The following is a 26,101-nucleotide window of genomic DNA, read 5'->3' on the forward strand; positions in this document are numbered from 1 at the left end:
TCTATCCCTGCGAGGCGCATCTTCCCCTGTCCACGCAGACCCGGTTGGCGATGACCTGGAGGAAGAGCTGCTGGGCCTGGTCGAAGGTGCTGGCCACCATGGCCACCCCGTTCGTCACCTGCGCGATCTGCCGCAGCTCCCTGGCGTCGATGCCGTCGCCGTACCCGATCAGCGTGATGGTCACGGGCTGGGCGGGCTTGAACTCCCGCCGCAGAGTGCTGACGAGCCGGGCGCGTGAGATGCCGCTGGGATCGTCGTTCCTGCCGTCGGTGAACACGATGACCGAGCTCAGCATGTCCTTCACCTGGTGCTTCGAGGCCGACCGGAACGCCGCCAGCACCGAGTCGTACAGGCCGGTGTCGCCCCGGGTGCTCCCGGGCAGCCTGCGGAGCTCCCGTACGACCTGCGGGCCGCGCTCCCGCAGCGGGCCGACCGGCACGACCTCCTTGTAGTCCTTGTCGCCGTCGAGGTTCGTGGAGAAGACCCACAGGCCGACGTCGCTCCCCTTGGGCAGGCTACGGATCCCCGCCTCCGCGAAGCCCGCCGTGGCCTGCATGCGGGTCTCGGTCATCCCGGGGATCCGCTCGGCCATGGAGCCGCTGATGTCCAGCAGGAGCAGAGCGCGGGTGTCGGCGAGAAGCAGCCTCATCGACAGCAGGGCGCGGAGCGTGGTCCTGGTGTCGGGCGCTGGAATGTCCCGAGGCGGCGCTGTACGCACCCCGTGGCGCTCGTCCATCGCGGACCCGGCCTTACCCCCAGGGTCGCGGAAGCCGGCGGCCTGCAGGAGCGTACGTCCCTTCGGGGAGGTCACCGTGCGGAGGAACTCCTCGGCCGCCCGGCGCCTGACGGGATCCTTGGTCATCGGCACGTAGGGGTAGTCGAGGGCGATCGCTCCCTCCTTGGGGTACAGGCCGATCGCCCGGTGGTCCGGCCGCGCGTCGTTGTGCCGCCAGACCGCCTGCTCGCTGGCCACGATCACGGGATCGGCGCCGCCGGCAGGCTGATCCACCAGACCGAACAGCGCCTCCTCGGAAGGGACGATCGCCCGCTTCAGGTTCGCCGTCACGCCCTGGACGATCTTCAGCATGTCGGGGCGGTCGGCCACGACGGCGTTCAGCACGTTCAGCGCGGCCAGGCCCGACGCGTACCTGCTGGGAGTCGGCAGCGTGGTGAACGCCCTGGGCAGTCTCCTTTTGGTCGCCGGGGTGGGGATCAGGAGCGTCCAGGACGGCTCGCCCGGGTGGAGCGCGAGCTTGGTGGCCGTCTCCTGGGTCACGGCCATGATGACGGGCGAGTGGGCGATCGACGTGCCCTGCCCGGGCAGCGTCCGGTCCGCGCCCTGCGCCCGCGCGAGGTCCGTCCACACCGAGGCGTCCGGCACCCACACGTCCGCGACATCCTTGCGCAGGCCCAGCTGGTCGGCCGTGTCCGCGGAGCTCTTCGTGCGCACGGATATCGCGGCGCAGCCACCGTCCTTGGTGTACTGCTGCGCTATCCGGACGAGCGCCGGCCCGATCTCCGGTGCCGCCACGACGCGCAATGGGGGATGCTCACCGCACGCCGTCCTGTTCATCAGCGCGTACGCCCCACCGCCAAGCGCCACCAGCAGCACACCGCCCAGCGCGACGGCAGCGAGAACCCTCCGCCCCCGCCTCCGCGAACTCCCCTTCCCCGCCCCTCCAGGCCCCCCGGCACCGCCACCCCGCTGGGCACCGCCACCCCGCTGGGCAGCGGCACCCCGCTCGACGTTGGCAGCCAGTTCGCCACCGGCACCTGGTCCAGCACCGACAACGCGCTCGTCGTCACCGACCCATTCATTGCCAGAATCCCGTTCACCGCCGGCGACCCATTCGTTGCCGGCGGCCCATTCGTTGCCGGGAGCCCGTTCGGTATGGGCGGCTCGCTCACCATCGGTGACTCCGCCCCCGGTGACGCGTTCACCACCGAGCGCTTCCCTAGCACGTGCACCTCGTTTGGTACCGGCATCCCGTCTAGTACCTGCGTCGCGCTGTACACGTGCACCTCGTTCGGTGCCGGTGGTTCGTTCCACGGCAGGCGATCGCTCCGCGCCCGTCCCCGGCTGATCACCCAGGAACCCTGGGCTGCCCAGGGAACTGCGATCACCCAGGCGTTCCTGATCGGCTGCGACCCTGGAGGCATCATCGGAACCTTCGGCGCCCCAGACTCTGTGATCGCCTGCGAATCTCGACTCCCCCGTGGATGCTTCGTCGCCGAAGGATCCCGGAGCATCAACCCCGAATCCGATGACACCAAGGGGCGCTTCGTCGTTCCACGCTCTGCGGTCGGCGATGAACCGACGATCACGAACGGGTGCGTCGTCACCTACGAGCCCGTGACCATCCCCCGCGTATCCCCAACTTCCACCGAAGCCCCGGCCGTCCCGGAAACTGTCAGCGCCCTGATCATCCCGGAAACTGTCAGCGCCCTGATCATCCCGGAAACTGTCAGCGCCCTGATCATCCCGGAAACTGTCAGCGCCCTGATCATCCCGGAAGCCGCCAGCGGCCAGGCCGCCCCGGAAACCGTCATCAGAGACACGGCCGTCCCCGAAGCCGTCGGCGGAGACCCGGTCATCCCGGAGACCGTTGGAAACTCGATCGTTCGAGTAGCTCCGTCCGTCGCCGAATCCCGACTCACTAGGGGACGTTTCATCACTGAATCCCCCTTGACGATCAGCCCCAATTCCCCTGTCCTCATCGGAGGCCGGAGAGTAGCGGGAACCACGCCCACCCCCGAACCCCAAGCCACCAGGGGAAGTCGCATCACTAGATCCCCGTTGAGGATCAACCCCGAACCCAAGCTCATCATTGGAAACCCGATCGCTGTGGGAACCGAGTTCACTCCCCAATCGCAAGCCATCAGGAGAGGTCTCATCACCGGACACCCCTCGACGATCAACCCTGAACCCATGGTCATCATTGGAGACTCGGTCGTCGAGATGGCCGCGTCCGCCGCCGAATCCCAAGTCACTCAGTGATGCTTCGTCGCCCAAATGGCTACGGTCCCCGTGGAATCCTGAATTCTGAACGGGTGTCTCGTCGCGCGGGAACCGTTGATCGCCAAAGATCCCCAAGTCACCAAAAGGTCCCTCCTCGGCCAAGGATCTCCGGTCGGCCCCCGGCCCCTGATCAGCTCTCGCCTCCTCATAAGCCAAGGACCCCTGGTCGAACCCACCCGCCTCATAAGCCGAGGATGATCGGTCGGGCCCTGCCCACTCATACGCCAAGAATCCCTGGTCAGCCCTAGTCGCCTCGTCACCTCGGTATGGGCTGCCGGCAAAGGATGCAGGGTCACCGGGAGATCCAGGACCGCCCAGAGGCCCATGGCCTTCCTGGGCTTCTTCATCGCTTCTGGATCTCTGATCACTCCTGGATCGCAACTCGCTCTCGGATCGAGAAGAGCGACCCATGAATCTCAGAAGGCGCCTCGAGCGGTCACCCCGGGATGGGGGGTCGTCTTTCCATCCGTCATATCCAAGGGGATCGAGATTACGATGCCTACCGGCCACGACATCACACCCCTTAGCGCCAACCAGCCACACACGGTGGAGATCTGCTCCTGAGTATCGCGAAGCGTAGCGCGTCACGCCTGCAACGAACATGCGTTGCAACCAAGCGCTTGAATAACGGACGGACTGCAATTGTCAAAAGGCATATAACCGCAGCTCAACCCGTTATGACAGTCACATTACGGGCGCTTCCCCACCTCCTCCAAAACCCCCAGGCCCACCCCAAACCCCGCCCTAAAAGCTCACCCGAGACCCCCCGGACACCCACCCGAACTCGGCCCCGCCCGACACCACCCCGCCGCCACCGGTCTGATGGCTAGCCTTCCGGCGCCGACGCGGCGGGATGTGGGTCGACGCCACCACTCTGCGCCGGTCTTGTGTCCAGCCCTGAGGCGCCGAAGCGGTGGGACGTAGTGCGGCGGTGCCGGCGCCGAATCTACGGCGGACGACCATCGAAGGGACCGAGGGCGCGGGGCACCTGGCCGGAGGAGGAGTCCGATCCCCGAACCCACCGCGGACCACTTCCCCAATGGCTCCGGGGGCAGGGAACCCGTGGACGGAGCAGTGGGAGTGGACGGTCGTAGACGGACGGAGGGAGGGAACTGGGGAACGGACGAGCTAGATAGTCACGTGTCCAGAGGGTCAGGCGGCCAGGCGGCCAGGCGGAAAATACCCCCAAACGCAGGAAAGCCATCCACAAAGTGGATGGCTCTCCTACCAACACAATATTTGTCCGGCGGTGTCCTACTCTCCCACACCGTCCCCGGTGCAGTACCATCGGCGCTGGAAAGCTTAACTTCCGGGTTCGGAATGTAACCGGGTGTTTCCCTTCCGCTATGACCGCCGTAACCCCTTGAAACACACAACCAGGGTCACCCCAGCTTGTTGTTTCTGAGTTACATAGTGGACGCGAGCAAAACGCTTTGTGGTCAAGTCCTCGGCCTATTAGTACCGGTCAGCTCCACACCTCACGATGCTTCCACCTCCGGCCTATCAACCCAGTCGTCTCCTGGGAGCCTTACCCTGTTTCCAGGTGGGAGACCTCATCTCAAGGCAGGCTTCCCGCTTAGATGCTTTCAGCGGTTATCCCTCCCGAACGTAGCCAACCAGCCGTGCTCTTGGCAGAACAACTGGCACACCAGAGGTTCGTCCGTCCCGGTCCTCTCGTACTAGGGACAGCCCCTTTCAAGTCTCCTGCGCGCGCAGCGGATAGGGACCGAACTGTCTCGCGACGTTCTAAACCCAGCTCGCGTACCGCTTTAATGGGCGAACAGCCCAACCCTTGGGACCTACTCCAGCCCCAGGATGCGACGAGCCGACATCGAGGTGCCAAACCATCCCGTCGATATGGACTCTTGGGGAAGATCAGCCTGTTATCCCCGGGGTACCTTTTAGCCGTTGAGCGACGGCGCTTCCACATGCCACCGCCGGATCACTAGTCCCAGCTTTCGCTCCTGCTCGACCTGTCGGTCTCACAGTCAAGCCCCCTTGTGCACTTACACTCAACACCTGATTGCCAACCAGGCTGAGGGAACCTTTGGGCGCCTCCGTTACCCTTTAGGAGGCAACCGCCCCAGTTAAACTACCCACCAGACACTGTCCCCCACCCGGATACACGGGCGCGGGTTAGACATCCAAAACGACCAGAGTGGTATTTCACCAATGACTCCACCCGAACTAGCGTCCAAGCTTCACCGTCTCCCACCTATCCTACACAAGCCGTCCCAAACACCAATGTCAAGCTGTAGTGAAGGTCCCGGGGTCTTTCCGTCCTGCTGCGCGTAACGAGCATCTTTACTCGTAGTGCAATTTCGCCGGGTCTGTGGTTGAGACAGCGGGGAAGTCGTTACGCCATTCGTGCAGGTCGGAACTTACCCGACAAGGAATTTCGCTACCTTAGGATGGTTATAGTTACCACCGCCGTTTACCGGCGCTTAAGTTCTCAGCTTCGCACGCCCGAAAGCGCACTAACCGGTCCCCTTAACGTTCCGGCACCGGGCAGGCGTCAGTCCGTATACATCGTCTTACGACTTCGCACGGACCTGTGTTTTTAGTAAACAGTCGCTTCCCCCTGGCCACTGCGACCCCCACCAGCTCCGAGTGCAAGACTCATCACCAGCAAGGGTCCCCCTTCTCCCGAAGTTACGGGGGCAATTTGCCGAGTTCCTTAACCACAGTTCACCCGATCGCCTTGGTATTCTCTACCTGACCACCTGAGTCGGTTTAGGGTACGGGCCGCCGGCACACTCACTAGAGGCTTTTCTCGGCAGCATGGGATCACCCACTTCACCACAATCGGCTCGGCATCACATCTCACCCTTAGTGCGGCACGGATTTACCTATGCCACGGGCTACATGCTTACCCCAGGAACAACCATCGCCTGGGATGGGCTACCCTCCTGCGTCACCCCATCGCTTACCTACTACCAGATCAGGCCAGGCGTTCAGCCTCACCAAGTCCCGAAGGACAACAGGGGCTTAAGGACCCTTAGTATCACTGGATTCGATATGGGCGCATGCTAGCGGGTACGGGAATATCAACCCGTTGTCCATCGACTACGCCTGTCGGCCTCGCCTTAGGTCCCGACTTACCCTGGGCGGATTAGCCTAGCCCAGGAACCCTTGGTCATCCGGCGCAGAAGTTTCTCACTTCTGATTCGCTACTCATGCCTGCATTCTCACTCGCACGGCCTCCACAACTCGATCACTCGGCTGCTTCGCCGGCCGCACGACGCTCCCCTACCCATCCACACACCTAGACACACAAACGTGCGCCGGGCTTAACGCGTGAATGCCACGACTTCGGCGGTGTACTTGAGCCCCGCTACATTGTCGGCGCGGAATCACTTGACCAGTGAGCTATTACGCACTCTTTCAAGGATGGCTGCTTCTAAGCCAACCTCCTGGTTGTCACTGCGACTCCACATCCTTTCCCACTTAGCACACGCTTAGGGGCCTTAGTCGGTGGTCTGGGCTGTTTCCCTCTCGACTACGGAGCTTATCCCCCGCAGTCTCACTGCCACGCTCTCACTTACCGGCATTCGGAGTTTGGCTGACGTCAGTAACCCGGTAAGGCCCATCAGCCATCCAGTGCTCTACCTCCGGCAAGAAACACGTGACGCTGCACCTAAATGCATTTCGGGGAGAACCAGCTATCACGGAGTTTGATTGGCCTTTCACCCCTACACACAGGTCATCCCCCAGGTTTTCAACCCTGGTGGGTTCGGTCCTCCACACGGTCTTACCCGCGCTTCAACCTGCCCATGCGTAGATCACTCCGCTTCGGGTCTACAGCATGCGACTCAAACGCCCTATTCAGACTCGCTTTCGCTACGGCTCCCCCACACGGGTTAACCTCGCCACACACCATAACTCGCAGGCTCATTCTTCAAAAGGCACGCAGTCACATCACAGGCAAGGCAAGCCTCACCCAAGCTCCTACGGCTTGTAGGCACACGGTTTCAGGTACTATTTCACGACCCCTCACCGGGGCGCTTTTCACCTTTCCCTCACGGTACTTGTTCACTATCGGTCATCAGGGAGTATTTAGGCTTACCAGGTGGTCCTGGCAGATTCACACAGGATTCCTCGAGCCCCGTGCTACTTGGGATCCCCTCAAACAGTCGACAAGGTTTCGCCTACCCGACTCTCACGGTCTACGGCGCAACTTCCCAGAAGCTTCGACTACCCCATCGATTTATCACTGTTCGGAAGAACGGCAGCTCCTCCAAGAGGGTCCCACAACCCCACACACGCAACACCTGCCGGCTATCACACGCGCATGGTTTAGCCTCATCCGCTTTCGCTCACCACTACTCACGGAATCACTATTGTTTTCTCTTCCTACGGGTACTGAGATGTTTCACTTCCCCGCGTTACCACCAACCGCCCTATACATTCAGACGGCGGCAACACCACATGACTGGTGCTAGGTTTCCCCATTCGGACATCCCCGGATCAACGTCTGGTTGGCGACTCCCCGAGGCTTAACGCAGCCTCCCACGTCCTTCATCGGCTCCTGATGCCAAGGCATCCACCGTGTGCCCTAAAAAACTTGGCCACAAAGATGCTCGCGTCCACTATGCAATTCACAAACAACAAACAGGCCACCAACCCCACCCACCACCAGACACCCACACCACCAACCCGAAAGACACAACATCTCTCAAGCCACGATGCGAACCGGTATGACGGAAGGCTGGCCCCGCAAACAAGGAAACAACGACCCACAAGCAACGAGACCGCAACCCCACAGCAACAGCTGCGACAGCGGCCCCGCGCTTCGGCCCGTTTCCTCAGGACCCAACAGTGTGTTCGAACCACCCGAACCCCCACGACAGCGTTCCCACTCCGCGACCCCCTCCAAAGAGAAGGCCCACGGCGGTACCAGCCGCCGGGACGACCCCGACGATCCGACTAGCCAGTGCTCCACTAATGAGCAGGTCGCGCACAAGACGAACGCTTGCGAACACGACCATGGACCAAACCCCGATGCGACGACCTTGCGACGCACCCGCGAGCTCAGCCAGATGCTCCTTAGAAAGGAGGTGATCCAGCCGCACCTTCCGGTACGGCTACCTTGTTACGACTTCGTCCCAATCGCCAGCCCCACCTTCGACCGCTCCCCCCAGCAAGCTGGTTGGGCCACGGGCTTCGGGTGTTGCCGACTTTCGTGACGTGACGGGCGGTGTGTACAAGGCCCGGGAACGTATTCACCGCAGCGTTGCTGATCTGCGATTACTAGCGACTCCGACTTCATGGGGTCGAGTTGCAGACCCCAATCCGAACTGAGACCGGCTTTTAGGGATTCGCTCCACCTCACGGCATCGCAACCCTCTGTACCGGCCATTGTAGCATGTTTGCAGCCCAAGACATAAGGGGCATGATGACTTGACGTCATCCCCACCTTCCTCCGAGTTGACCCCGGCAGTCTCCCATGAGTCCCCACCACCCCAAAGGGCGTGCTGGCAACATGGAACAAGGGTTGCGCTCGTTGCGGGACTTAACCCAACATCTCACGACACGAGCTGACGACAGCCATGCACCACCTGTCACCCAGTCCGAAGAGGGCTCTGTCTCCAGAGCTTTCCGGGCGATGTCAAGCCTTGGTAAGGTTCTTCGCGTTGCGTCGAATTAAGCAACATGCTCCGCCGCTTGTGCGGGCCCCCGTCAATTCCTTTGAGTTTTAGCCTTGCGGCCGTACTCCCCAGGCGGGGCGCTTAATGCGTTAGCTACGGCACGGAATCCGTGGAAGGACCCCACACCTAGCGCCCAACGTTTACAGCGTGGACTACCAGGGTATCTAATCCTGTTCGCTCCCCACGCTTTCGCTCCTCAGCGTCAGGTAAGGCCCAGCAAGCCGCCTTCGCCACCGGTGTTCCTCCTGATATCTGCGCATTTCACCGCTACACCAGGAATTCCGCTTGCCCCTACCTACCTCTAGCCAGCCCGTATCCACCGCAGACCCACAGTTAAGCCATGGGCTTTCACGGCAGACGCGACAAGCCACCTACGAGCTCTTTACGCCCAATAATTCCGGACAACGCTTGCGCCCTACGTATTACCGCGGCTGCTGGCACGTAGTTAGCCGGCGCTTCTTCTGCAGGTACACGTCAACTTCGTCCCTGCTGAAAGAGGTTTACAACCCGAAGGCCGTCATCCCCCACGCGGCGTCGCTGCGTCAGGCTTTCGCCCATTGCGCAATATTCCCCACTGCTGCCTCCCGTAGGAGTCTGGGCCGTGTCTCAGTCCCAGTGTGGCCGGTCGCCCTCTCAGGCCGGCTACCCGTCGTCGCCTTGGTAGGCCACTACCCCACCAACAAGCTGATAGGCCGCGAGTCCATCCCCAACCGAAAAAACTTTCCACCAGCACCCGATGCCAAGGCTGGTCGTATCCGGTATTAGACCCAGTTTCCCGGGCTTATCCCAAAGTCAGGGGCAGGTTACTCACGTGTTACTCACCCGTTCGCCGCTCGAGTACCCCGAAGGGCCTTTCCGCTCGACTTGCATGTGTTAAGCACGCCGCCAGCGTTCGTCCTGAGCCAGGATCAAACTCTCCAAACAATGTCTGAAGAAATCCCGGCGAACACCACACACACATGTGCGATGTCAACCAAAGGAAACCATCCCCACACACCCACAAAGGGCGCATGAAAGACGGAGGTATGCATATTCATGCACTGGCTTTTAACACACTGTTGAGTTCTCAAGAAACGGACGCGTACACCGGACAAGACCCGGAACCAACCGGCTCCGACCCCATCCGGGGCGCACCATTCGCTACTTATACTTTACCAGATCCGGACACTCCCTGTCAAATCATCCGATCTGACATGAACCATCCCGAACCGGTACAGTCCGGTCACCCCGTCTCCAGGGCAACCCGTCTAACTTACCGGGCCAACCGGACAAGTGCCAACTTACTGCACCAACCGGGATGATCCGGACGCTAGACGGAGTGTGGGCAGGCTGGTAGCCCGCAAGATTTTTTGGATCTCTCGGGGCTTGATCACCGCCCAACGAGGGGAAACTCTAGCAGCATCCCAGGAGTGCCGGACGCCACTCTGATATCCGGTAAACCTTTCCCGCCCCTCAGCCATCCCAAACAGCGAGCGATTCGCGCCGGCGCAACCCGCCAGCAAGTCATCCGCAATCGCCAGACGTTACGAAGAGGGTGCGGGATCCGCTGGCGCCACCCCGGTGCCCGGATCCCTGCCCGTGGAGGTGGTCATCATGACGCGGTCGGAGTTCGACGACATCCGCGCTCACATCGCGGCCGAGGAGGGCGACTCAGACGATCTCCTACAGATCGCCCGAACCCTGCTGGACGACTTGGAGCAAGCGCGACTTCGCGAAGCGACCCTTCGCACCCAGTACCTGGGGCTGCTGACGGCCGGACGGGCGACCGTCGCCTCCGCCGCCGTGGGGGACCCCGACCCGCTGACGTTCCTTCGGCACGAGCTGGACAAGAGGGGCCAGCTGCCCGCCGGTGACGAGGAGGTCGGTCGCATCCTCGCGGATGCCCGCATGGCCGAGGCGCTGCTCGCCCACCTGGAAGAGACGCCCCCCAGCCGCGTCAGGACGAGCGCGCGGATGCGCCGCTGCGGCGGCATCGCCCGCAGGCTCCCTCACTAGCAAAACCTGGACTGGCAACAATCCGGCGAAATCGGTGATGCAAGCTCACTTGTTGAGATGGCAGCCTTTGCCCTGACATGAGGGTCGCCCTGGAAGACTTCCCCCATGTGGATCCGGGGGCTGAACTGGGCGGCCGTCACCCTGGTTGCGGTATTCGGCCTGCTCTGGCTGGGCGTGGTGGTCTTCGCCGCCACGACCACGCCAGGCTGGCTGCGCACCGTCCAGGCTGTCTTCAGCATCTGCCTGATCGGCTGGTCGGCCAGGAAGACACTGCACCTGATGAGGGCCGTCGCATGACCTATTTCGCGTCTCCGTAGCAGGTCACCGCCACCGCCTCCATGGGGATGCGGACCGGCGTCTCTCCGAAGAGCATGCGGGTGGCGTCCTGCGCCGCCCGGCTCACCGCCGCCGACACCTCGCCCACGAGGTCCTCCGGGCAGTGGACCATCACCTCGTCGTGCTGGAAGAACACCAGCCTGGCCGGATGGGGCAGCCGCCCGCGCAGCAACGCCATCAGGGTGAGCGCCCACTCGGCGGCGGTGGCCTGCACGACGAAGTTGCGGGTGAACCGCCCGCGGTCGCGCGCCGCGCGACCGCCCTCGGGCCCGGAGACGAGATTCAGCCAGTGCGCGGACGGCGGCGGGCACGTACGTCCGAGCCAGGAACGCACCAACCGGCCCTCCTCGCCGGCGCGCGCGGCGTCCTCCACGAACGCGTACGCCTGCGGGAACCGCTGCCGCATCATGGCCAGCAGCTTCGGGGCGTCGCCGCTGGTGCCGCCGTACATAGCGGACAGCATGGCGATCTTGGCGTTGTCGCGGGCGCCGCCGAAGGCCTGGGCGAGCGCGGCGTACAGGTCGATCTCGCCGGCGGCGCGGGCCAGGCCGCGGTCGCCGGCCATCGCCGCAAGCACCCGGGGTTCGAGCTGGGCCCCGTCGGCGACGACCAGCCGCCACCCGTCGTCGGCGACCACCACGCGGCGCATCACCTTGGGGATCTGCAGCGCGCCTCCCCCGCTGGTGGCCCAGCGGCCCGACACCACGCCTCCCACCACGTACTCCGGATGGAAGCGGTGGTCGCGCACCCACTGGTGTGCCCAGGTCCAACCGTGGAAGCTGTGGAGCCGGGCCAGCTCCTTGTACGCCAGCAAGGGCGCGACCGCCGGGTGGTCGACCTCCTTGAGCACGTGGGACCTGGTCGAGGAGACGGCGAGGCCCGCCGACTTGAAGGCCTTGACGATCTGCTGCGGGGAGTCGGGGTTGACGGTGGACCCGAAGGCCGCGCTCACCTGGTCGGCGAGTGCCTGGAGCTTCGCGGGCCGCATGCCGTGGACGGGCCGGGGGCCGAGGAGGTCGGTCAGCAGCTCGTCGTGGACGTCCTCACGCCAGGGCATGCCGTCGTGGCCCATCTCGGCGGCGATCAGCGCTCCGGCCGACTCGGCGGCGACCAGGAGGCGGAAGCGGCCGGGGCTCTCGGTGGCCTCGACCCTCCTGAGCTGGTCGAGATAGACCTCGGTGACGTCGATCTCGGCGCGCTCGGGCTCGAACAGCGTGTCCTGCACGGCATGCGGGCCCGCCCCGTCGTCGGGGACCGGGAGGCCGTGCAGCCTGGCGTACGCGGCGTGCGCCGACCTGGGCTCGCCGTACCTGCCTTCGTGGCCGAGGAGCAGCGCCTCGGTGAGCGTCAGATCGTGGCAGCGCGCCAGCCGCACGCCGCGGGCGAGGAGGTCGGGATAGAGCTCGCGCGTGTCGGCCCAGATCCATCGGGGACGCGCGGAGAGCTCCAGGTCACCCATGGCGTGCGCGAGGTCGCCGACGCGCCTGGCGTCCTCCCCCATCGGTCGCAGCGTGCCGCCGCCGGCGCCCGCCGTCACCGCGATCCGCATACGGACGACACTATCCGAGGGGACCGACAGTCTTCGATCACAGGTTCGAGTGCGCCGCTCCCGGCGGAGCGTTGCGTGGACGGGGGTACGGGCGCGAGGCTGATCACATGCTTGCGTTGATCAAGGCATGTCACCCGGGCCCCACCGTGGTCGTCACGGCTGTCGGATGCGCGCTCGCGGCCGGTGTCGGGAGGGGCGCGGGCGGCACGTTCCTGGTCGGGGCCGCCGTGCTCAGCGGCCAGCTCTCGATCGGCTGGAGCAACGACTGGATCGACCGCACGCGTGACCGGGCCATCGGACGGGCCGACAAGCCGCTCACCGCCGACTCGGCCGAGCCCCGCACCGTCGCGGGGGCGGCGTTCGCCGCGCTCGCCCTGTGTGTACCGCTCTCGCTGGCCAGCGGTGTCCCGGCGGGGATCGTGCACCTCGCCGCGGTCGCCTGTGGATGGCTGTACAACCTCAGGCTCAAGGCCGGGGTCGCCTCCCCGTTGCCCTTCGCGGTGGCCTTCGGCCTGCTGCCGGCGTTCGTGACCCTGGGGCTGCCCGGGGAGCCCTGGCCCGCGTGGTGGGCCCTGCTGGCGGGGGCGCTGCTCGGGATGGGCGCGCACTTCGCCAACGTAGTCCCCGACCTGCCCGACGACCTCGCGCTCGGGGTGCGCGGCCTGCCGCAGCGTCTCGGGCCCACGGGTGCCAGGCTGGGCGCCGCGCTTCTCCTGGTGGCAGCGTCCGTGGTGATCGCCCTGGCTCCGGGGGATCGCGGGGGCCCTGTCACCGTGGCCGGCCTCGGTGCGGTCGCGCTCGTGCTGATCGGAAGCCTGCTCATGGCCCGGCGCTCCTTGCGGCGCGCCGCCTTCGCCGTGACCGTCGCGGTCGCCGCCATCGACATCATGATGTTCGCCGCCCAGGGCGGCAGCCTCGTGTGACGGCAAGTCCGAAATGCCCGAAAATAGCGGATCGTTCCATTACTTGCTTATTCTGGAAGTAGCCCGCCGAACCCACATCTTGAGAGATTTATCCGTACCGTGACCTTCGCACTCGCAAGAAGTGATCAAGCTATCACAGGCTGGGAATGACCTGCGAAAACGCAGGGGACGAGTGTATAAGAGTAGGCACCTTGGTCGTCCCGGTCCTCACCCTCTTGGGGAGAGGAGTGGCCCCGGCGGCAGGGGGCTCCACCGATCGAGACGAGATAAGGCAGCGGCGCACACGATGACAGGAAATCAAGCGGGCGACACGCTCGTCAAGGGCTCCACAAACACCGACTACCCCTGGGACGAGTTCGATCCCCACGCATATTGGCAGCACAATTACGGTGCCCTCCGTGAGGACGACCGGAAGATGGTCGAACAGGCGCGCGACTTCTTCGCGGGCATACGCGACGTCTACGACGCCGAGGGCCTCGACGTCGGCACCGGTCCCAACCTCTATCCCGCCCTCGCGATGCTGCCGTTGTGCGGCAAGATCACGCTGTGGGAGCACTCCCGCGCGAACGTCGAGTGGCTGGAACGCGAGGTGCTCAACCACTCCCCGACGTGGGACCCGTTCTGGAACGTCCTGACGGAGAAGAGCCGCTACCAGAAGGTCGGCGACTCGCGATCGGCCATCGCCCGCCGCGCCGTGGTGCGAAAGGGAAGCATCTTCGACCTCCCCCGGGCCAAGTGGGACGTCGGCACCATGTTCTTCGTCGCCGAGTCGATCACCACCGCGAAGCTGGAATTCGAGCGGGCGATCAGAAGCTTTCTCGACGCGCTGAAACCCGGAGCGCCGTTCGTGATCGCCCTCATGGAGAACTCCGAGGGCTACCGGGTCGGCACCCATTTCTTCCCGGCCATCAGAGTCGATAAGGATGTCGTGCGCAGGAAACTGATATCGTACGCGCCTGACGTCGTCGTGAGGCATATTGACAGTGACGGGTTGCTGCGCGAGGGGTACAGCGGGATGATCCTGGCGCATGGTCGACTGCGAAAGTGACGTAACGCCGCCGCGAGAGGTTCCGCGCCCATGAAACTGCAGCCACGGCAACAACTTCTCGAAGTCTGGAAAGCAGTTTCCCGTGCGTCCCTCCAAGAGGGCCGGTGGACATGGGGCGGGCGCGACGGTTCCAACTCCATTTCGGACACCGAGCAACTCTTATGTCTCATGTTCCCGGCTTCAGAGCTGACCGGATTCAAGCTCGACGTGCCCGACGAGACGGCCGAGGACGTCCTCGACGCGCTCGGGGCGCTCGGGGACAGCGTCGAGATCCCCAAGACCCTGATCAAGGTCATCGGCGAGTACCTCGACGCCTACACCGATGACAAGGGTCGCCCGGTGTTCGCCGGCGGCACGTACTTCAAGTCGAACGACCCCGCCCAGGAGCCGACCAAGGAGCAGCAACGGCTCGACGTCGTGGACTCGTTCTCGATGTCGGTGACCCTGATGCTGAGCATCCTCGGCTTTCTCAAGGTCTTCCGCCGTAGCGTGCGCCGCGAGGAGCTCCTCAAGGAGATCCTGGACGTGGAGACGCGCGCCGCCAAGCGGCTGTCGGCCGCCATGGTGAACCTCCTGCGCAGCTTCACGATCAACGTGTTCGACCCGGGGTCCGCGCAGGGCCAGGCGCTGATCCGCTCGGTCAACCAGGAGAACCTCCCCGAGCGGCGGGTCGTCGAGGAGCTGCAGAGGCAGCTCACGGGCGTGCGGGCCGGCCTTCGCGACCTGACCATCGGATCCGGGCAGGTCGACCTCGACAACCACAACCTCATCTTCGAGTGCGGCTGGAGCTGGGGCATCGTCCAGGACGCCCCGGAGGTCGTGACCGACCTCGACGTGGGGCCGCAGCCGAACGGCATCGCGCCCAACCTGCCGTTCCTGTACTTCACCGTCATCGCGCTGACGAGCATCACCGACCTGTTCTCGGAGCGCACGCGCGTCCTCGGCCTGCTCGACGACGAGCAGCAGCAGCTCGCCAACGCCCTGCAACGCCGGTGGGACCTCACCCAGGCCTACTGGGCGCGCATCGCCATGTTCGGGCGCGGTCGCTGGCCACTGGAGGACATCCCCTGGCGCACCACCGACGACGTGGAGTCCGACTACTTCTCCCTGCTGGTGACCGCCATGGTGGTCGAGAACCTATTGAGCACCCGCGCGACGGACACCGTGCTCAGCCGCGTCGCCGGAGTCCTCGACGAGCTGGCCATGAGAGCACGCATCACCCGCCGGGCGACCAAGGACGATCCCCCGGTGAAGATGCACTCGCCGGGCGTGGTCTACCAGCTCGACGGCAGCGACGCCCTGGGCCCGCCGATGCACTGGCTCATCTCGGACTTCTCCATCACGCTGCTGAAGCGGACGATCGGCGTGGCGTCCATCTCCCGGAGCACCCAGATGCGCGAGCGGCTCCTGTCCCTCGCGGACGAGATCTGGGAGCACATCTCCCGGCGCCGCTACACGGAGGGCCCTGCCAGGGGCCTGTGGGACCAGCCCTCCAGGGTCTTCACCGACCTGAAGCAGGTCACCGAGCTACCGTCCTGGTACTTCACCGAACGAGCGGTGGAGTTCCTGGTCTCGGCGGCCAAGACCATCGAGACGCAGCCGATCCGCAGCCCGCTGCTCGCCGACATCGCCAACGAGATGCTCAGCGAGGCCGAGCATCTCTACGACCAGGAGCAGCTCATCTGGGTGGCCGGCTCCCGGCAGGCGCTCCAGCCGAAGCTGCGAAGCATCGAGGCCAACCTCGGGCGAGCGCGGGTGATCATCCGTTCGCGCCCGGGGAGCGCGATAGCCCTCGTCAGCGAATGCCTCCGCGATCTCGAACTGCTGGCCCTGGCCCGGGAGAACGCCACGGAGGGAAACTGACGTGCTGGTTTTCGCGATCAGCGACAAGGGCGGCACCGGCCGCTCGGTGACGAGCAGCAACATCGTCTACCGCCGGGCGCTTCATGGTGACGACGTCTGCTACCTCGACTTCGACTTCGGCTCCCCGACGGCCGGCGCCATCTTCAACGTGAGCGCGGCCGAGCGCGGCACCGACCGCGGCGGCATGCATTCCTACCTCCAGGAGAAGGTCCAGGAGCCGTACCGCATCGACATCTGGGCCGAGTCCGACCGTGGCGCGCTGCGCGGCAAGCCCCCTGGGGCCGGGCAGCTGGCGCTGTTCCCCGGCGATTCGAGCGGCGGCGAGTTCCGCAGCACGACGGCGATCGTCCAGCAGTGCGTGCGGCTCTTCCTCCGCCTGCAGGAGGAGTTCGACCTCTGCCTGGTCGACCTCAGCGCCGGACGGTCGTACGCCGCCGACATGGTGCTGGCCGCCACGGCGCACCCCGAGCTCGCGGCCGTTCCCTTCCGCTGGCTCGTCTACCACCGATGGACCCGCCAGCACATCATCGCGGCGTCCGGGCTGGTGTACGACAAGCGGGGCCTGCTGGACGTCGGCACCGTCCACGGGCACGACAAGAGGGCCCTCGCCGAGCAGATCCGCTTCGTCCGCACGGCCGTCGTCGAGCCGAGCGCGCCGGAGCTGTCGGCCCTGCGCTCCACCCAGCTCGCCTGGCTCGACGAGTGCAACCGCGACCTGCACGAGCTGGCGAGGCGCCACAGGGTCGGCCGCACGGCGATGCTCGGGAAGGTGCCGCTCGATCCGGTGCTGCAGTGGAGGGAGCAGCTCATCGTCGACGAGGACGTCTACGCGAGCCGCATCGCCAACGAGAACACCATCAAGGCGTTCGACGACCTGGCCACGAAGATCTTCGACGCGCACGCCTGGGAGGGCCTGTGAAAGCCGTCTTCACCGAGGACACCGCGCGGCGCCGAGTCGAGTCGACCCCCCTCTCCCACGTGTCCGTCGAGCTCGGCCACCTCTACATGGAGGACTTCGCGGTCGGCCCGCAGCGCATCCGCGACCAGTTCCGCCTGGTCGCGCCCTGGTTCGAGACCTTTCGCAAGACGGCCCACCCGAAGGCGCGGGTGAGCACGTGCTTTCTCATCGACGACTACTTCAGCCGTTTCAGCACCCCGGCCGAGGTCGTGCCCATGGTGATCGAGGCGGCCGAGGAGGCCGGGCTCGTGATCGACTACCTGGCCCGCGAGTCGGGCTGCGCCCACTCGGGCACGGCCGACGTGGCGCGCCTGGTCCTCGACCGGATCGTCGACGACCCGGCCCCCGGCACGAACGGGTCGCGGCCACCGCTGACCAAGAGCGGCTGGCTCTGCAACGGCCGGCGTGAGACCGACGGCGCGCAGTCCGAGGCCATGGGCGGCGAGCCCGGCTGGCGGCCTCCCGCGCAGAACGCCGCCCGACGGCACTCGATCTTCGTCGACGTGGAGCTGTGGGACGAGCCCCGCGGCACGCGGGTGTGGTCCTGCCCCTACCTCGCCGCGGTCTGGCAGCTGATGCGCCTCGGCCTGCTCAGGCACCACGGCAGGCCGGTGGTCACCCCGTCCCGCCTGGAAGAGGGGTTCCCCGCCGACTGGGACGCGCTTCCGCCCTTCGTGCAGCTCAACCCGAGCGCCCCGCCGTTCGCCGCCTACCGCACCGCGTCGGTCCTCTCCTCGCGGTTCCTGCCCGTCGAGCTGGCCGTACGGACGATCCTCGGCCAGGTGGCCGCCGACCCGGAGGTGCTCTCGCAGGTGGCAGGCCGCGCCCGCGGCGAGGGCCTGCGGCTTGAGGACGAAGTCGTCGACCGCGTCTCCTACGTCTTCCTGTAGGGACCGGCCGCCTGCGAGGGACTGGCCTGGAGGCCACATGTTGATAGTGGGGGAAGTGCACACCGGGCTTCTGCGCAATCTGGGAGAGCTCTCCGAGGCCCAGTGCCGGGAAGCTCTCTGCCTCGTCTCGGGCGAGCAGGTTCGCACCTCGCTGCGTCCCTTGCCCCACGCGATCTCACCGGAGATCCTCTCGGGGGTCGACTGCCGCCTGCCGAGCCTGTCGGGCGCGCGGATCAGGGCCACGGGCACCGTGACCCATCGCGCCGCCATCACCGGAGGACGCATCCTGCAGGGATCGTCCTACGCCTTCATCGTGCCGTCGGAAACCGACCACCGGATGGCCTGGTCGCACTACCTGGCACGGCCGGGACAAGTCGAGGTGCAGGGAAGAGCACGCTGGCGCGACATGGCCGACGGCTTCATGGCCTCGGAGCTCCCGCTGGACATCCTTGATTTCGGGGCGATAAGCGGACGGCTGATGAACCGCGTCCAGGACTCCCCGCAACTCGACAGGAAGACGCCGTTCAAGACGACGCGCACCCGGCTGCGATGGGTGCTGGAGCGGGGCGAGGCCGGCGAGGAGGGCCGGCCGCCCATAAGGCTCACCCTCTGGAACGGCATGCTCCGCACGCTGCGCCTCACCGGGGAGCCGGATGCGCGGATCGTCGCGTTCTGCGAGGACCTGGCCCTTCACGACTGGCTCCTGACGACGCTGCAGTCGCTCATCGAACGGGCGCTGATCGGAACCGCGACGCCCACGCGGATCGCCACGAAGCTGTCACCCGCGATCGACCATCTGCTGCACCTGTGGATGCCGGGAGCGCGGGTGGACGACTCCTTCAGGCCCTTCTGGGAGGAGCTCGAAAGGCACCCGGGTTTCTCCCGGCAATGGAAATCGTCTGTAGCAAGAATCCGCGACCAGATCGCGGTCAACACCTTATCTCTTCTAAGCGTGATGGCAGAGAGCAGGCGAGAAGCAGATGGAGACCCCATCTCGAGCCGAGGTACTCCCCCAGGCGGTGCGTAAGATCCTCGTGACCCTCCTGATCGGCGGGTTGTCTTTCGTGCTGACCAACGTGCTCGTGGACGAGGCCGACGTCCTCTCCAGCGTCACCCTCTCCGTCTTCGTCGGCGGAGCGGTGTTCGTGGTGCAGTTCCTCGTGGACGTCGACAGGCGCCTGGACACCGTCCTGCGGGACCAGCGCGTGCACCACAGCGCGCTGCACCTGTTGCTGGACAGCGGCTTCAACCGGATCAACGAGGCGACAGAGCTGTTCGGGCTGGCCGAGACCTCTGCCCTGCAGACCGATGTGATCACCCAGTTCGTGCGCAACGCCACCGCGCTGAGCACCGACATGCCGAAGCTGATCCAGGATCTGGCGCAGTCGGAGATCGCGCGGATGACCCACTTCCTGCGCGAGCTCAGCGAGGGCATCGTCACCCAGGAGGGCGAGGACCGCGACTGGCTGCTCGGCCTGTCCAAGCACGCGAGCAAATCGATAGACGCGATCAGCATCCCCATGGTCGACGCCGGGGCCTGGGACATCGAGGGCGGATTCTGGACGACCGACCTCGGGATGCGATACCTGGAGAACCAGCGCGACCGCGCCGACAAGGGCGTCAGGGTACGGCGCATCTTCGTCCTGGATCGTTCCGACCGCCCCGACGAGGAACTGTTCAGGCGCGTCTACACCTGGCAGTCGGAGGTGAACATCGAGGTGCGGGTGCTCGACCCGTCGACGATTCCGACCACCCTGCGCAGCTGGCTGTCGGACTTCATCGTGTTCGACGGGGTGGTCAGTTACGAGACGACCCTCGGGCCGAGTGTCGGCGAGGGCATCTACATGATCAAGAACACGCAGCTCGTCCTCGACCCCGTGCAGGTCAGAACCCTGTCAGAGCGGTTCACCCATCTGTGGGCGCTGGCGCGACCGCTGGACTGAACCTCGCCGGGTCGCACAGTCCGAGCAGGGCGCGCGTCGCCGCGCCGGCGGTACGGCCGCGGTCGAGCAGCGCGCCGACCAGCTCGGCGGTGACGGGCGCGAGCGTGATTCCGAGCCCGACGTGCCCGGTGGCGAGGACCACCCGGCCGTGGGGCTCCACGTGGCCGATGAGCGGGATGCCGTCCAGGGTGCCCGGCCGCACACCCGCCCAGTGCCGGACGTGCTTCCAGGTGGCGGCCTCCGGGGCGAGGACGGCCAGCCCGCGGCGCATGACCGCGAGGTTCTCCGCCGTGGGCACCGTGTCCGATCGGCCGCGCTCGTAGGTGACCCCGACCGCGAGCCGCCCGTCGGCCCTCGGGACGACATAGATGTCGCGACCCTCGACGCAGGCGTAGACGTGATGGCGCAGGGGGTAGCCGCGCGAGCCGGGGGCCAGCACCTCCATCGCCTCCCCCTTGATCGGGAGCAGCAGGCTCGCGTGGCCGGGAACCAGCGAGCCGCTGAGATGGCCACCGGCCACGACGAGGTGGCCGGACTCGATGCGGCCGCCGTTGTCGAGGGTCACGGCCACGCCGCCCGCGTGGACCTCCACGCGCTCGACCCACGAGCCCGGTTCGATGCGGATCGACGGGTCCTGCCAGAGAGCGGCCGAGAGGGAGGACATCAGGCGGGTCGGCTCAAGGGCGAGCTCGGTCGGGAGGTGGAATCCTCCGCGGACCTCCTCGCTGATGAGCGGCTCGACCCGCAGCACCTCGTGCCTCGACAGCGGCTCGACCTTCGCCTCGATGGCGCGCCAGCGGGGCAGCACTTCTTCCTGGAGCCGGGTCATCTCCTCGTCGTCCAGCGCGATTTGGAGAGCCCCGGTGGAAAGCAATGGAACCTGTATTCCAGACAGGCCGATAATGGTTTCCAGCCACGCCGGATACAGATCCCGGCTCCGTTTCACGAGCTCGCGCAATGGACCAAGGCACATTTCATCGGTCTCGGTGATGATGCCGCCCATCGCCGCCGAGGACGCCCCGGTGCCGAGCCTGGTGCCTCCGTCGACCACCACAACTCTGCGGCCTTCGGCGCTGAGCCGATGGGCGATGGCGCAACCAACGATTCCCCCACCGGCGATGGTCACGTCACAGGTTGCACGCACGCGCGACTCCTCGCCACCCCGTAGTGCCCGTGCCCTCTTTTCGCGCGATACGCAGACCCATTCCTTTCTTACCGCGGCATTTGCGTCAAGAAGACGATATCGCGGCGGGACAACGCCGAGGAGAGCCGAGCGAGATCGGGGCTCAATCTGCCCCGTACATGCGTGAGGGCCCGGGATCCATTGGATCCCGGGCCCTCATTGGTAGCGGGGGTAGGATTTGAACCTACGACCTCTGGGTTATGAGCCCAGCGAGCTACCGAGCTGCTCCACCCCGCGTCGGCTTGCATTTAAAGACTATCGGCCCTTTGGGGCACTGGCAAATCGTTCCGGGGCCGGTGCGGCCGTCGCCGGCCGGGCCGGCCCCGGAACGTGCCTACGAGCTGGGCGTCGGCGATGGAGTGGGACTCGCCGTGGGCGTCGCGGTGGCCGCCTCGGCCGACGGCGCCGGGGTGGGCGTCGCCGAAGGCGAGGCCGACGGGCCGGGCTTCTGCTTGCCCAGCGCCGACTCCAGGTCCTTCAGCGCCTGGGCGAGCCGCTTCTGCGCCTCGCCGTACCCCGCGAAGTCACCGGCCTTGATCGCCTTCTGCCCCTCGTCGTACGCCTTCTGGGCGCTGTCGAAGGCCTTGGCGAGATCGGGCGTCACGGTCGAGGTGTTCGGCTCGGTCGGCGTCGTCGGAGTGGACGGTAGTTGCTGGCCCTGGCCGAACACCTGGTTGAGCGCGTCCGCGAGCGTGGTGCCGATGCCCACGTCGGACCCGAACATCACGAGCACCCGCGCCAGGGTGGGATAGCGCGCGGAGTTCTGCACCTTGGGCTGGACGTAGACCGGCTCGACGTACAGCAGGCCGCCGCCGAACGGCAGGGTCAGCAGGTTGCCGTTCAAGGTCTCCGTCGTACCGCCGATCCGCAGGTCGTTCAGGACGCTGGCGGCCTTCGTGTCGAAGGTGTTCTGCGCCTGTTTGGGCCCTGGAATCGTCGTGTCGCTCGGTAGCTGCAGGATCTTGATCTTCGTGGCGGAGTCACCGGTGGCGTCCACCGCCATGAAGGCCGCCAGGTTGTCCCGGTTGTTCGGCACCATGGTCGTGGTGAGCGAGAAGCGCGGCTCGGTCTCGTTGGGCATCCTGAGCGTCACGTAGTACGGAGGCTGCTTGGTCTTCGAGCTCGCCGGGTCCTCGGGCACCTTCCAGAAGTCCTGGCCGCCGTAGAACGCGTTCGCGTCGGTGACGTGGTAGTTGCCGAGGATGTCACGCTGCACCTTGAACATGTCCTCGGGGTAGCGCAGGTGCTCCATGAGCTCGGTCGAGATCTTGGACTTCGGCTGGATGACGCCGCCGAAGGCCTTCTCCCAGGTCTGGAGCAGCGGGTCCTTCTCGTCCCAGGCGTACAGCGAGACGGTGCCGTCGTAGGCGTCCACCGTCGCCTTGACCGAGTTGCGGATGTAGTTGATGTGGTCGCGCGGCTGTGGGGCGGTCAGGAGCCTCTCGGTCGAGGTGTCCCTGGTCATGTCCCCGAAGCTGCGGCGCTCGGAGTAGGGGTAGTCCTCGGACATCGTGTAGCCGTCGACGATCCACAGGATGCGCCCGTTCACGATCGCGGGGTACGGGTCGCCGTCGAGCGTCAGGAACGGGGCGACCTGCTGGATGCGGTCGCGCGGGGCGCGGTTGTACAGGATGCGCGACTTGCTGTTGATGTCGGACGACAGCAGCAGGTTGGTCTCGCCGTACTTGCTCGCGTACAGCAGGCGGGTGAGGAAGTTCCCGATGGGAACGCCGCCCTTGCCGGTGTAGGTGAAGTTCTCCTGGCCACTGCCCTGCCCGTTGTTGCTCTGCTCGGGGAAGTCGAGCTCGATGGGCTTGGCGCCGCCGCCGACGATGGAGTACTCGGGGGAGTTCTCACCGAAGTAGATGCGCGGCTCGAAGTCGCCCAGCCCCTTGGTGGGCGGGATGTCCTTCACGATGAAGTCGGGCTTGCCCTGGGAGTCGGTCTTGCTTCCGGGGCCGGCGACGAATCCGAAGCCGTGGGTGTAGACCAGGTGGTCGTTGATCCAGTTGCTGTCCGGAGCCTTACCGACTTCACGGACCGCCACCACCGTGTCGCGCGACACCCCGTCGATCTTGTAGCGGTCGACGTCGAGCTGGTCGGGGAACTGGTAGTAACCCTTGATCTGCTGGAGCTGCTCGAAGGTCGGGGACAGCACGCTCGGGTCGAGCAGGCGCACCCCAGGAATCGTCGAGACCTCGCTCTGGAGCTCCTGCTGAGTGCCCTGCGTCTTGGCGCTGTACGGGGTGACCTCGGTGGACGAGACCCCGTAGGCGTCTCTGGTCGCCGTGATGTTGCGCTTGATGTAGTCCTGCTCTTTGCTCTGCTGGTTCGGCTTGACCTGGAACTGCTCGACCAGCGCCGGGTAGACGGTGCCGACCAGCACGGCCGAGAGCACGAGGAGCCCGAAGCCGACGCCGGGGAGCATGCCACCGGACCGCACGATGCCGGCGAAGAACAGCGCCGCGCAGATCAGCGCGATGATCGCCAGGATGCTCTTGGCGGGCAGCACGGCGTGGACGTCGGTGTAGGAGGCGCCGAAGACCTTGCCCCGGTCGGAGAAGACCAGGCCGTACCGGTCGGTGAAGTAGGCCACGGCCTTGAGCAGCACGAACAGGCCCACCAGCACCGACAGGTGGACCCGGGCGGCACGCGTGGCGTGCAGGCCCGGCGACTGCAGCCGGAAGCCCCCGTACAGGTAGTGGACGATCGCCGCGGCGACGATCGAGATGATCACCGCGGTGAACAGGAAGTTCAGCAGCATCCGGATGAACGGGAAGGTGAACATGAAGAACGAGATGTCCATGCCGAACATCGGATCGGGCTTGCCGAAGGAGGTGCCGTTGACGAAGAGCAGCCAGGTCTTCCACTGCCCCGCGGTGGAGGAGCCGGTGAACAGGCCCAGCACCGCCAGCCCGATCAGGAAGACCATCTTTCGGTGCGGGTCGATCGCCGCGCGGTAGCGGTCGGCGCCCTGCGAGGCGCCGCCGAACATGCCGATCCCGAACAGGGGACGGGCGCGGTAGGCGATGATCATGTTGCCGCCGACGACGCCGCCCATCAGCAGCGCGCCGAAGACGAACAGCAGCAGCTGGGTGACGAGCATGGTCGAGAAGACCGAGGTGTAGCCGACCGAGTCGAACCACAGCCAGTCGGTGAAGATGCCGGCGAAGACGAAGAACAAGATGACGATCGCGACCAAAGTGATCGCGACGGGAACGAGAAGCCGCGGCCGGCGGGGCAAACGCATCGCCCGACCCGCGCCGGGGTTCCGGAAGGTCAAGGCCCACCCCTAAATTTCACGAGTAACGGTCCGTGTCTGGCAACCTACACCGGTAGTGAAGCGGTCACCTTCCGAGCCCCGGGCACGGTAGGGCCACAACTTGCGGCCTCCCCGCGCGCGGCCGGCCCACGCACTGCGTGATCGCGGACACGGCTCGGAGCACGAGCGACGCCACCGGATGGGACGCGCACGTACAGGTGACCCAACGCCTCGGGCGCGCGCCGGGTTCCCCACCGGCGGCCCGGGCACGCTGGACGGGCCGCGAGAACCCGAAGGCTCACGCGGGACTAGCACGCTGGACAGGCCGCGCGAACCCGAAGGCGCGCGCGGACCGGAGTGGCCGGGTGAGGTCACCTGGCCGGACAACTCGCCACTTGCCCGGATCCCGTGCGGAGCGAGTCGATCGCCTGGACGGCCTCGTGCATCGTGCTCACCTTCACGAGGCGAAGCCCCTTGGGCACGGCCTGCACGGCGTCGTCGCAGTTGTCGGCGGGGGTCAGGAAGACCGTGGCCCCGGCGTCGCGCGCGCCGACCATCTTCTGCTGGATGCCGCCGATCGGCCCGACCTTGCCGTCGGGAGTGATCGTGCCGGTGCCGGCGATCGACTTGCCGCCCGTGAGCGCCCCGGGTGTGAGCTTGTCGTAGATGCCCAGGGAGAACATCAGGCCGGCGCTCGGGCCGCCGACGTCCCCCACGTTGACGTTCACGGTGAACGGGAACTTGAACTGGGTGCCCATGATCATGCCGACGATGGACCCGTTGGCGCCGGCCACCGTGCCCACCTGGAGGGTCATGGGCTTGCCGTCGCGCACGACGCTGAACTCGACCGGGTCGCCGGGCTTGTGCTTGCGCACGCCCGCCGCGACCTCGTCGACGGTGCGGACCGGCGCGCCGTCCACGGCGGTGATCTCGTCGTTGCGCAGCAGCTTGCCGTCGGCGGGCTTGCCCTTCTGCGTGGACGCCACGGCCACGATGACCTTGATGGGGATCTTCAGCTCGTTCAGCGCCGCGGCGGTCGCGTCCTGCTGGGAGCTGCTCATCTCCTGGGTGTTCTGCTCCTCGACCTCCTTCACCGACACGGCCTTCGGGAAGATCGTCTCCTCGGGCACGACGGCGACGGTGGGGTCCATCCAGCCGCGTAGCGCGGTGAGCAGGTCTATGCGGGCCTCGGGGCCGCCCTGGTAGGCCACGGTGACCAGGCTGAGCTTGCCCGAGGTGGGATAGGTCTGGTGCCCCGAGATGCTGATGACCGGCTTGCCCTTGACATCGCCCAGGGTGTTCTCCGTCGGACCGGGGCTCAGGGCGACGTACGGCACGGGCAGCAGCGCGCCGGCGCCGCCGAGCACGAGCGTGAGCACGCCCGCAACCATCAACGTCAGACGTCGTCGGGACATGGGGGCAACTCTATGCGCTCGCCGGGACCACGGTTACGCGGACACACACAGGGTGGACATCCAGGTCAA

Annotated in this window: 15 protein-coding genes, 1 tRNA gene and 3 rRNA genes; 10 read left to right on the top strand and 9 right to left on the bottom strand. The window is 65.9% G+C overall.

What is annotated here, in order from left to right:
* Position 1: 1 nt before the first annotated feature.
* Positions 2-1,531, bottom strand: coding sequence for a substrate-binding and VWA domain-containing protein (locus tag ACOZ38_RS40095; protein WP_424537175.1), 1,530 nt, complete (start codon positions 1,529-1,531; stop codon positions 2-4).
* Between the two features lie 15 nt (positions 1,532-1,546).
* Here ACOZ38_RS40095 and ACOZ38_RS40100 point away from each other — a divergent pair, with 15 nt between their 5' ends.
* Positions 1,547-2,998 (top strand): hypothetical protein, encoded by a 1,452-nt coding sequence (locus ACOZ38_RS40100; RefSeq protein ID WP_424536118.1) that lies wholly within the window; start codon positions 1,547-1,549, stop codon positions 2,996-2,998.
* Positions 2,999-4,260: 1,262 nt separating this feature from the next.
* Here ACOZ38_RS40100 and rrf read toward each other — a convergent pair.
* From rrf to ACOZ38_RS40115, 3 genes are all read right to left on the bottom strand, one after another.
* Positions 4,261-4,377, bottom strand: a 5S ribosomal RNA gene (rrf, locus tag ACOZ38_RS40105).
* 77 nt (positions 4,378-4,454) lie between these two features.
* Positions 4,455-7,589 (bottom strand): 23S ribosomal RNA (locus ACOZ38_RS40110).
* Between the two features lie 480 nt (positions 7,590-8,069).
* Positions 8,070-9,591, bottom strand: a 16S ribosomal RNA gene (locus ACOZ38_RS40115).
* The 16S, 23S and 5S rRNA genes sit together here, the layout of an rRNA operon.
* 669 nt (positions 9,592-10,260) lie before the next feature.
* On the opposite strand from ACOZ38_RS40115, the gene ACOZ38_RS40120 reads away from it, so the two are divergent.
* Positions 10,261-10,662 (top strand): hypothetical protein, encoded by a 402-nt coding sequence (locus ACOZ38_RS40120; RefSeq protein WP_405141471.1) that lies wholly within the window; start codon positions 10,261-10,263, stop codon positions 10,660-10,662.
* 105 nt (positions 10,663-10,767) lie between these two features.
* Entirely contained in the window at positions 10,768-10,959 is a 192-nt protein-coding gene (locus ACOZ38_RS40125) for a hypothetical protein (RefSeq protein ID WP_424536119.1), read from the top strand.
* Between the two features lies 1 nt (position 10,960).
* Here ACOZ38_RS40125 and ACOZ38_RS40130 read toward each other — a convergent pair whose 3' ends face one another.
* A complete protein-coding gene (locus ACOZ38_RS40130) occupies positions 10,961-12,547 on the bottom strand; it encodes a bifunctional 3'-5' exonuclease/DNA polymerase (protein WP_424536120.1) in 1,587 nt (528 codons plus the stop codon).
* A gap of 107 nt (positions 12,548-12,654) precedes the next feature.
* On the opposite strand from ACOZ38_RS40130, the gene ACOZ38_RS40135 reads away from it, so the two are divergent.
* The 7 genes from ACOZ38_RS40135 (at position 12,655) to ACOZ38_RS40165 (ending at position 20,172) form a co-directional block, all read left to right on the top strand.
* A complete protein-coding gene (locus tag ACOZ38_RS40135) occupies positions 12,655-13,470 on the top strand; it encodes a UbiA family prenyltransferase (protein WP_424536121.1) in 816 nt (271 codons plus the stop codon).
* A gap of 286 nt (positions 13,471-13,756) precedes the next feature.
* Positions 13,757-14,518: an SCO2525 family SAM-dependent methyltransferase gene (locus tag ACOZ38_RS40140; protein WP_424536122.1), complete on the top strand. Its 762-nt coding sequence runs from the start codon at positions 13,757-13,759 to the stop codon at positions 14,516-14,518.
* A gap of 30 nt (positions 14,519-14,548) precedes the next feature.
* Positions 14,549-16,381 carry an SCO2524 family protein gene (locus ACOZ38_RS40145; RefSeq protein WP_424536123.1) on the top strand — a complete coding sequence of 611 codons (1,833 nt, stop codon included), beginning with the start codon at positions 14,549-14,551 and terminating at the stop codon, positions 16,379-16,381.
* Position 16,382: 1 nt separating this feature from the next.
* Positions 16,383-17,300 carry an SCO2523 family variant P-loop protein gene (locus ACOZ38_RS40150; RefSeq protein ID WP_405141480.1) on the top strand — a complete coding sequence of 306 codons (918 nt, stop codon included), beginning with the start codon at positions 16,383-16,385 and terminating at the stop codon, positions 17,298-17,300.
* Complete coding sequence (locus tag ACOZ38_RS40155; protein ID WP_424536124.1) at positions 17,297-18,229, top strand: SCO2522 family protein; 933 nt, start codon at positions 17,297-17,299, stop codon at positions 18,227-18,229. Before ACOZ38_RS40150 ends, ACOZ38_RS40155 begins: the two co-directional genes overlap by 4 nt.
* Before the next feature lie 55 nt (positions 18,230-18,284).
* On the top strand, positions 18,285-19,256 hold the full coding sequence (locus tag ACOZ38_RS40160; protein WP_424536125.1) for an SCO2521 family protein: 972 nt from the start codon (positions 18,285-18,287) through the stop codon (positions 19,254-19,256).
* Positions 19,249-20,172: a hypothetical protein gene (locus ACOZ38_RS40165; RefSeq protein ID WP_424536126.1), complete on the top strand. Its 924-nt coding sequence runs from the start codon at positions 19,249-19,251 to the stop codon at positions 20,170-20,172. Before ACOZ38_RS40160 ends, ACOZ38_RS40165 begins: the two co-directional genes overlap by 8 nt.
* On the opposite strand, the gene ACOZ38_RS40170 is transcribed toward ACOZ38_RS40165, so the two are convergent.
* From ACOZ38_RS40170 to ACOZ38_RS40185, 4 genes are all read right to left on the bottom strand, one after another.
* The gene (locus tag ACOZ38_RS40170; RefSeq protein WP_424536127.1) at positions 20,135-21,316 is read right to left on the bottom strand and encodes an NAD(P)/FAD-dependent oxidoreductase; all 1,182 of its coding nucleotides are present in this window, start codon (positions 21,314-21,316) and stop codon (positions 20,135-20,137) included. The two genes, ACOZ38_RS40165 and ACOZ38_RS40170, sit on opposite strands and share 38 nt — an antisense overlap.
* Positions 21,317-21,515: 199 nt before the next feature.
* A tRNA-Met gene (locus tag ACOZ38_RS40175) sits at positions 21,516-21,592 on the bottom strand.
* Positions 21,593-21,689: 97 nt separating this feature from the next.
* Positions 21,690-24,605, bottom strand: coding sequence for a UPF0182 family protein (locus tag ACOZ38_RS40180; protein ID WP_424536128.1), 2,916 nt, complete (start codon positions 24,603-24,605; stop codon positions 21,690-21,692).
* Between the two features lie 383 nt (positions 24,606-24,988).
* Entirely contained in the window at positions 24,989-26,032 is a 1,044-nt protein-coding gene (locus tag ACOZ38_RS40185) for a YlbL family protein (protein ID WP_424536129.1), read from the bottom strand.
* Positions 26,033-26,101 lie beyond the last annotated feature (69 nt).

It is taken from the genome of Sphaerisporangium viridialbum (assembly GCF_049674955.1).
Lineage (GTDB): Bacteria > Actinomycetota > Actinomycetes > Streptosporangiales > Streptosporangiaceae > Sphaerisporangium > Sphaerisporangium viridialbum.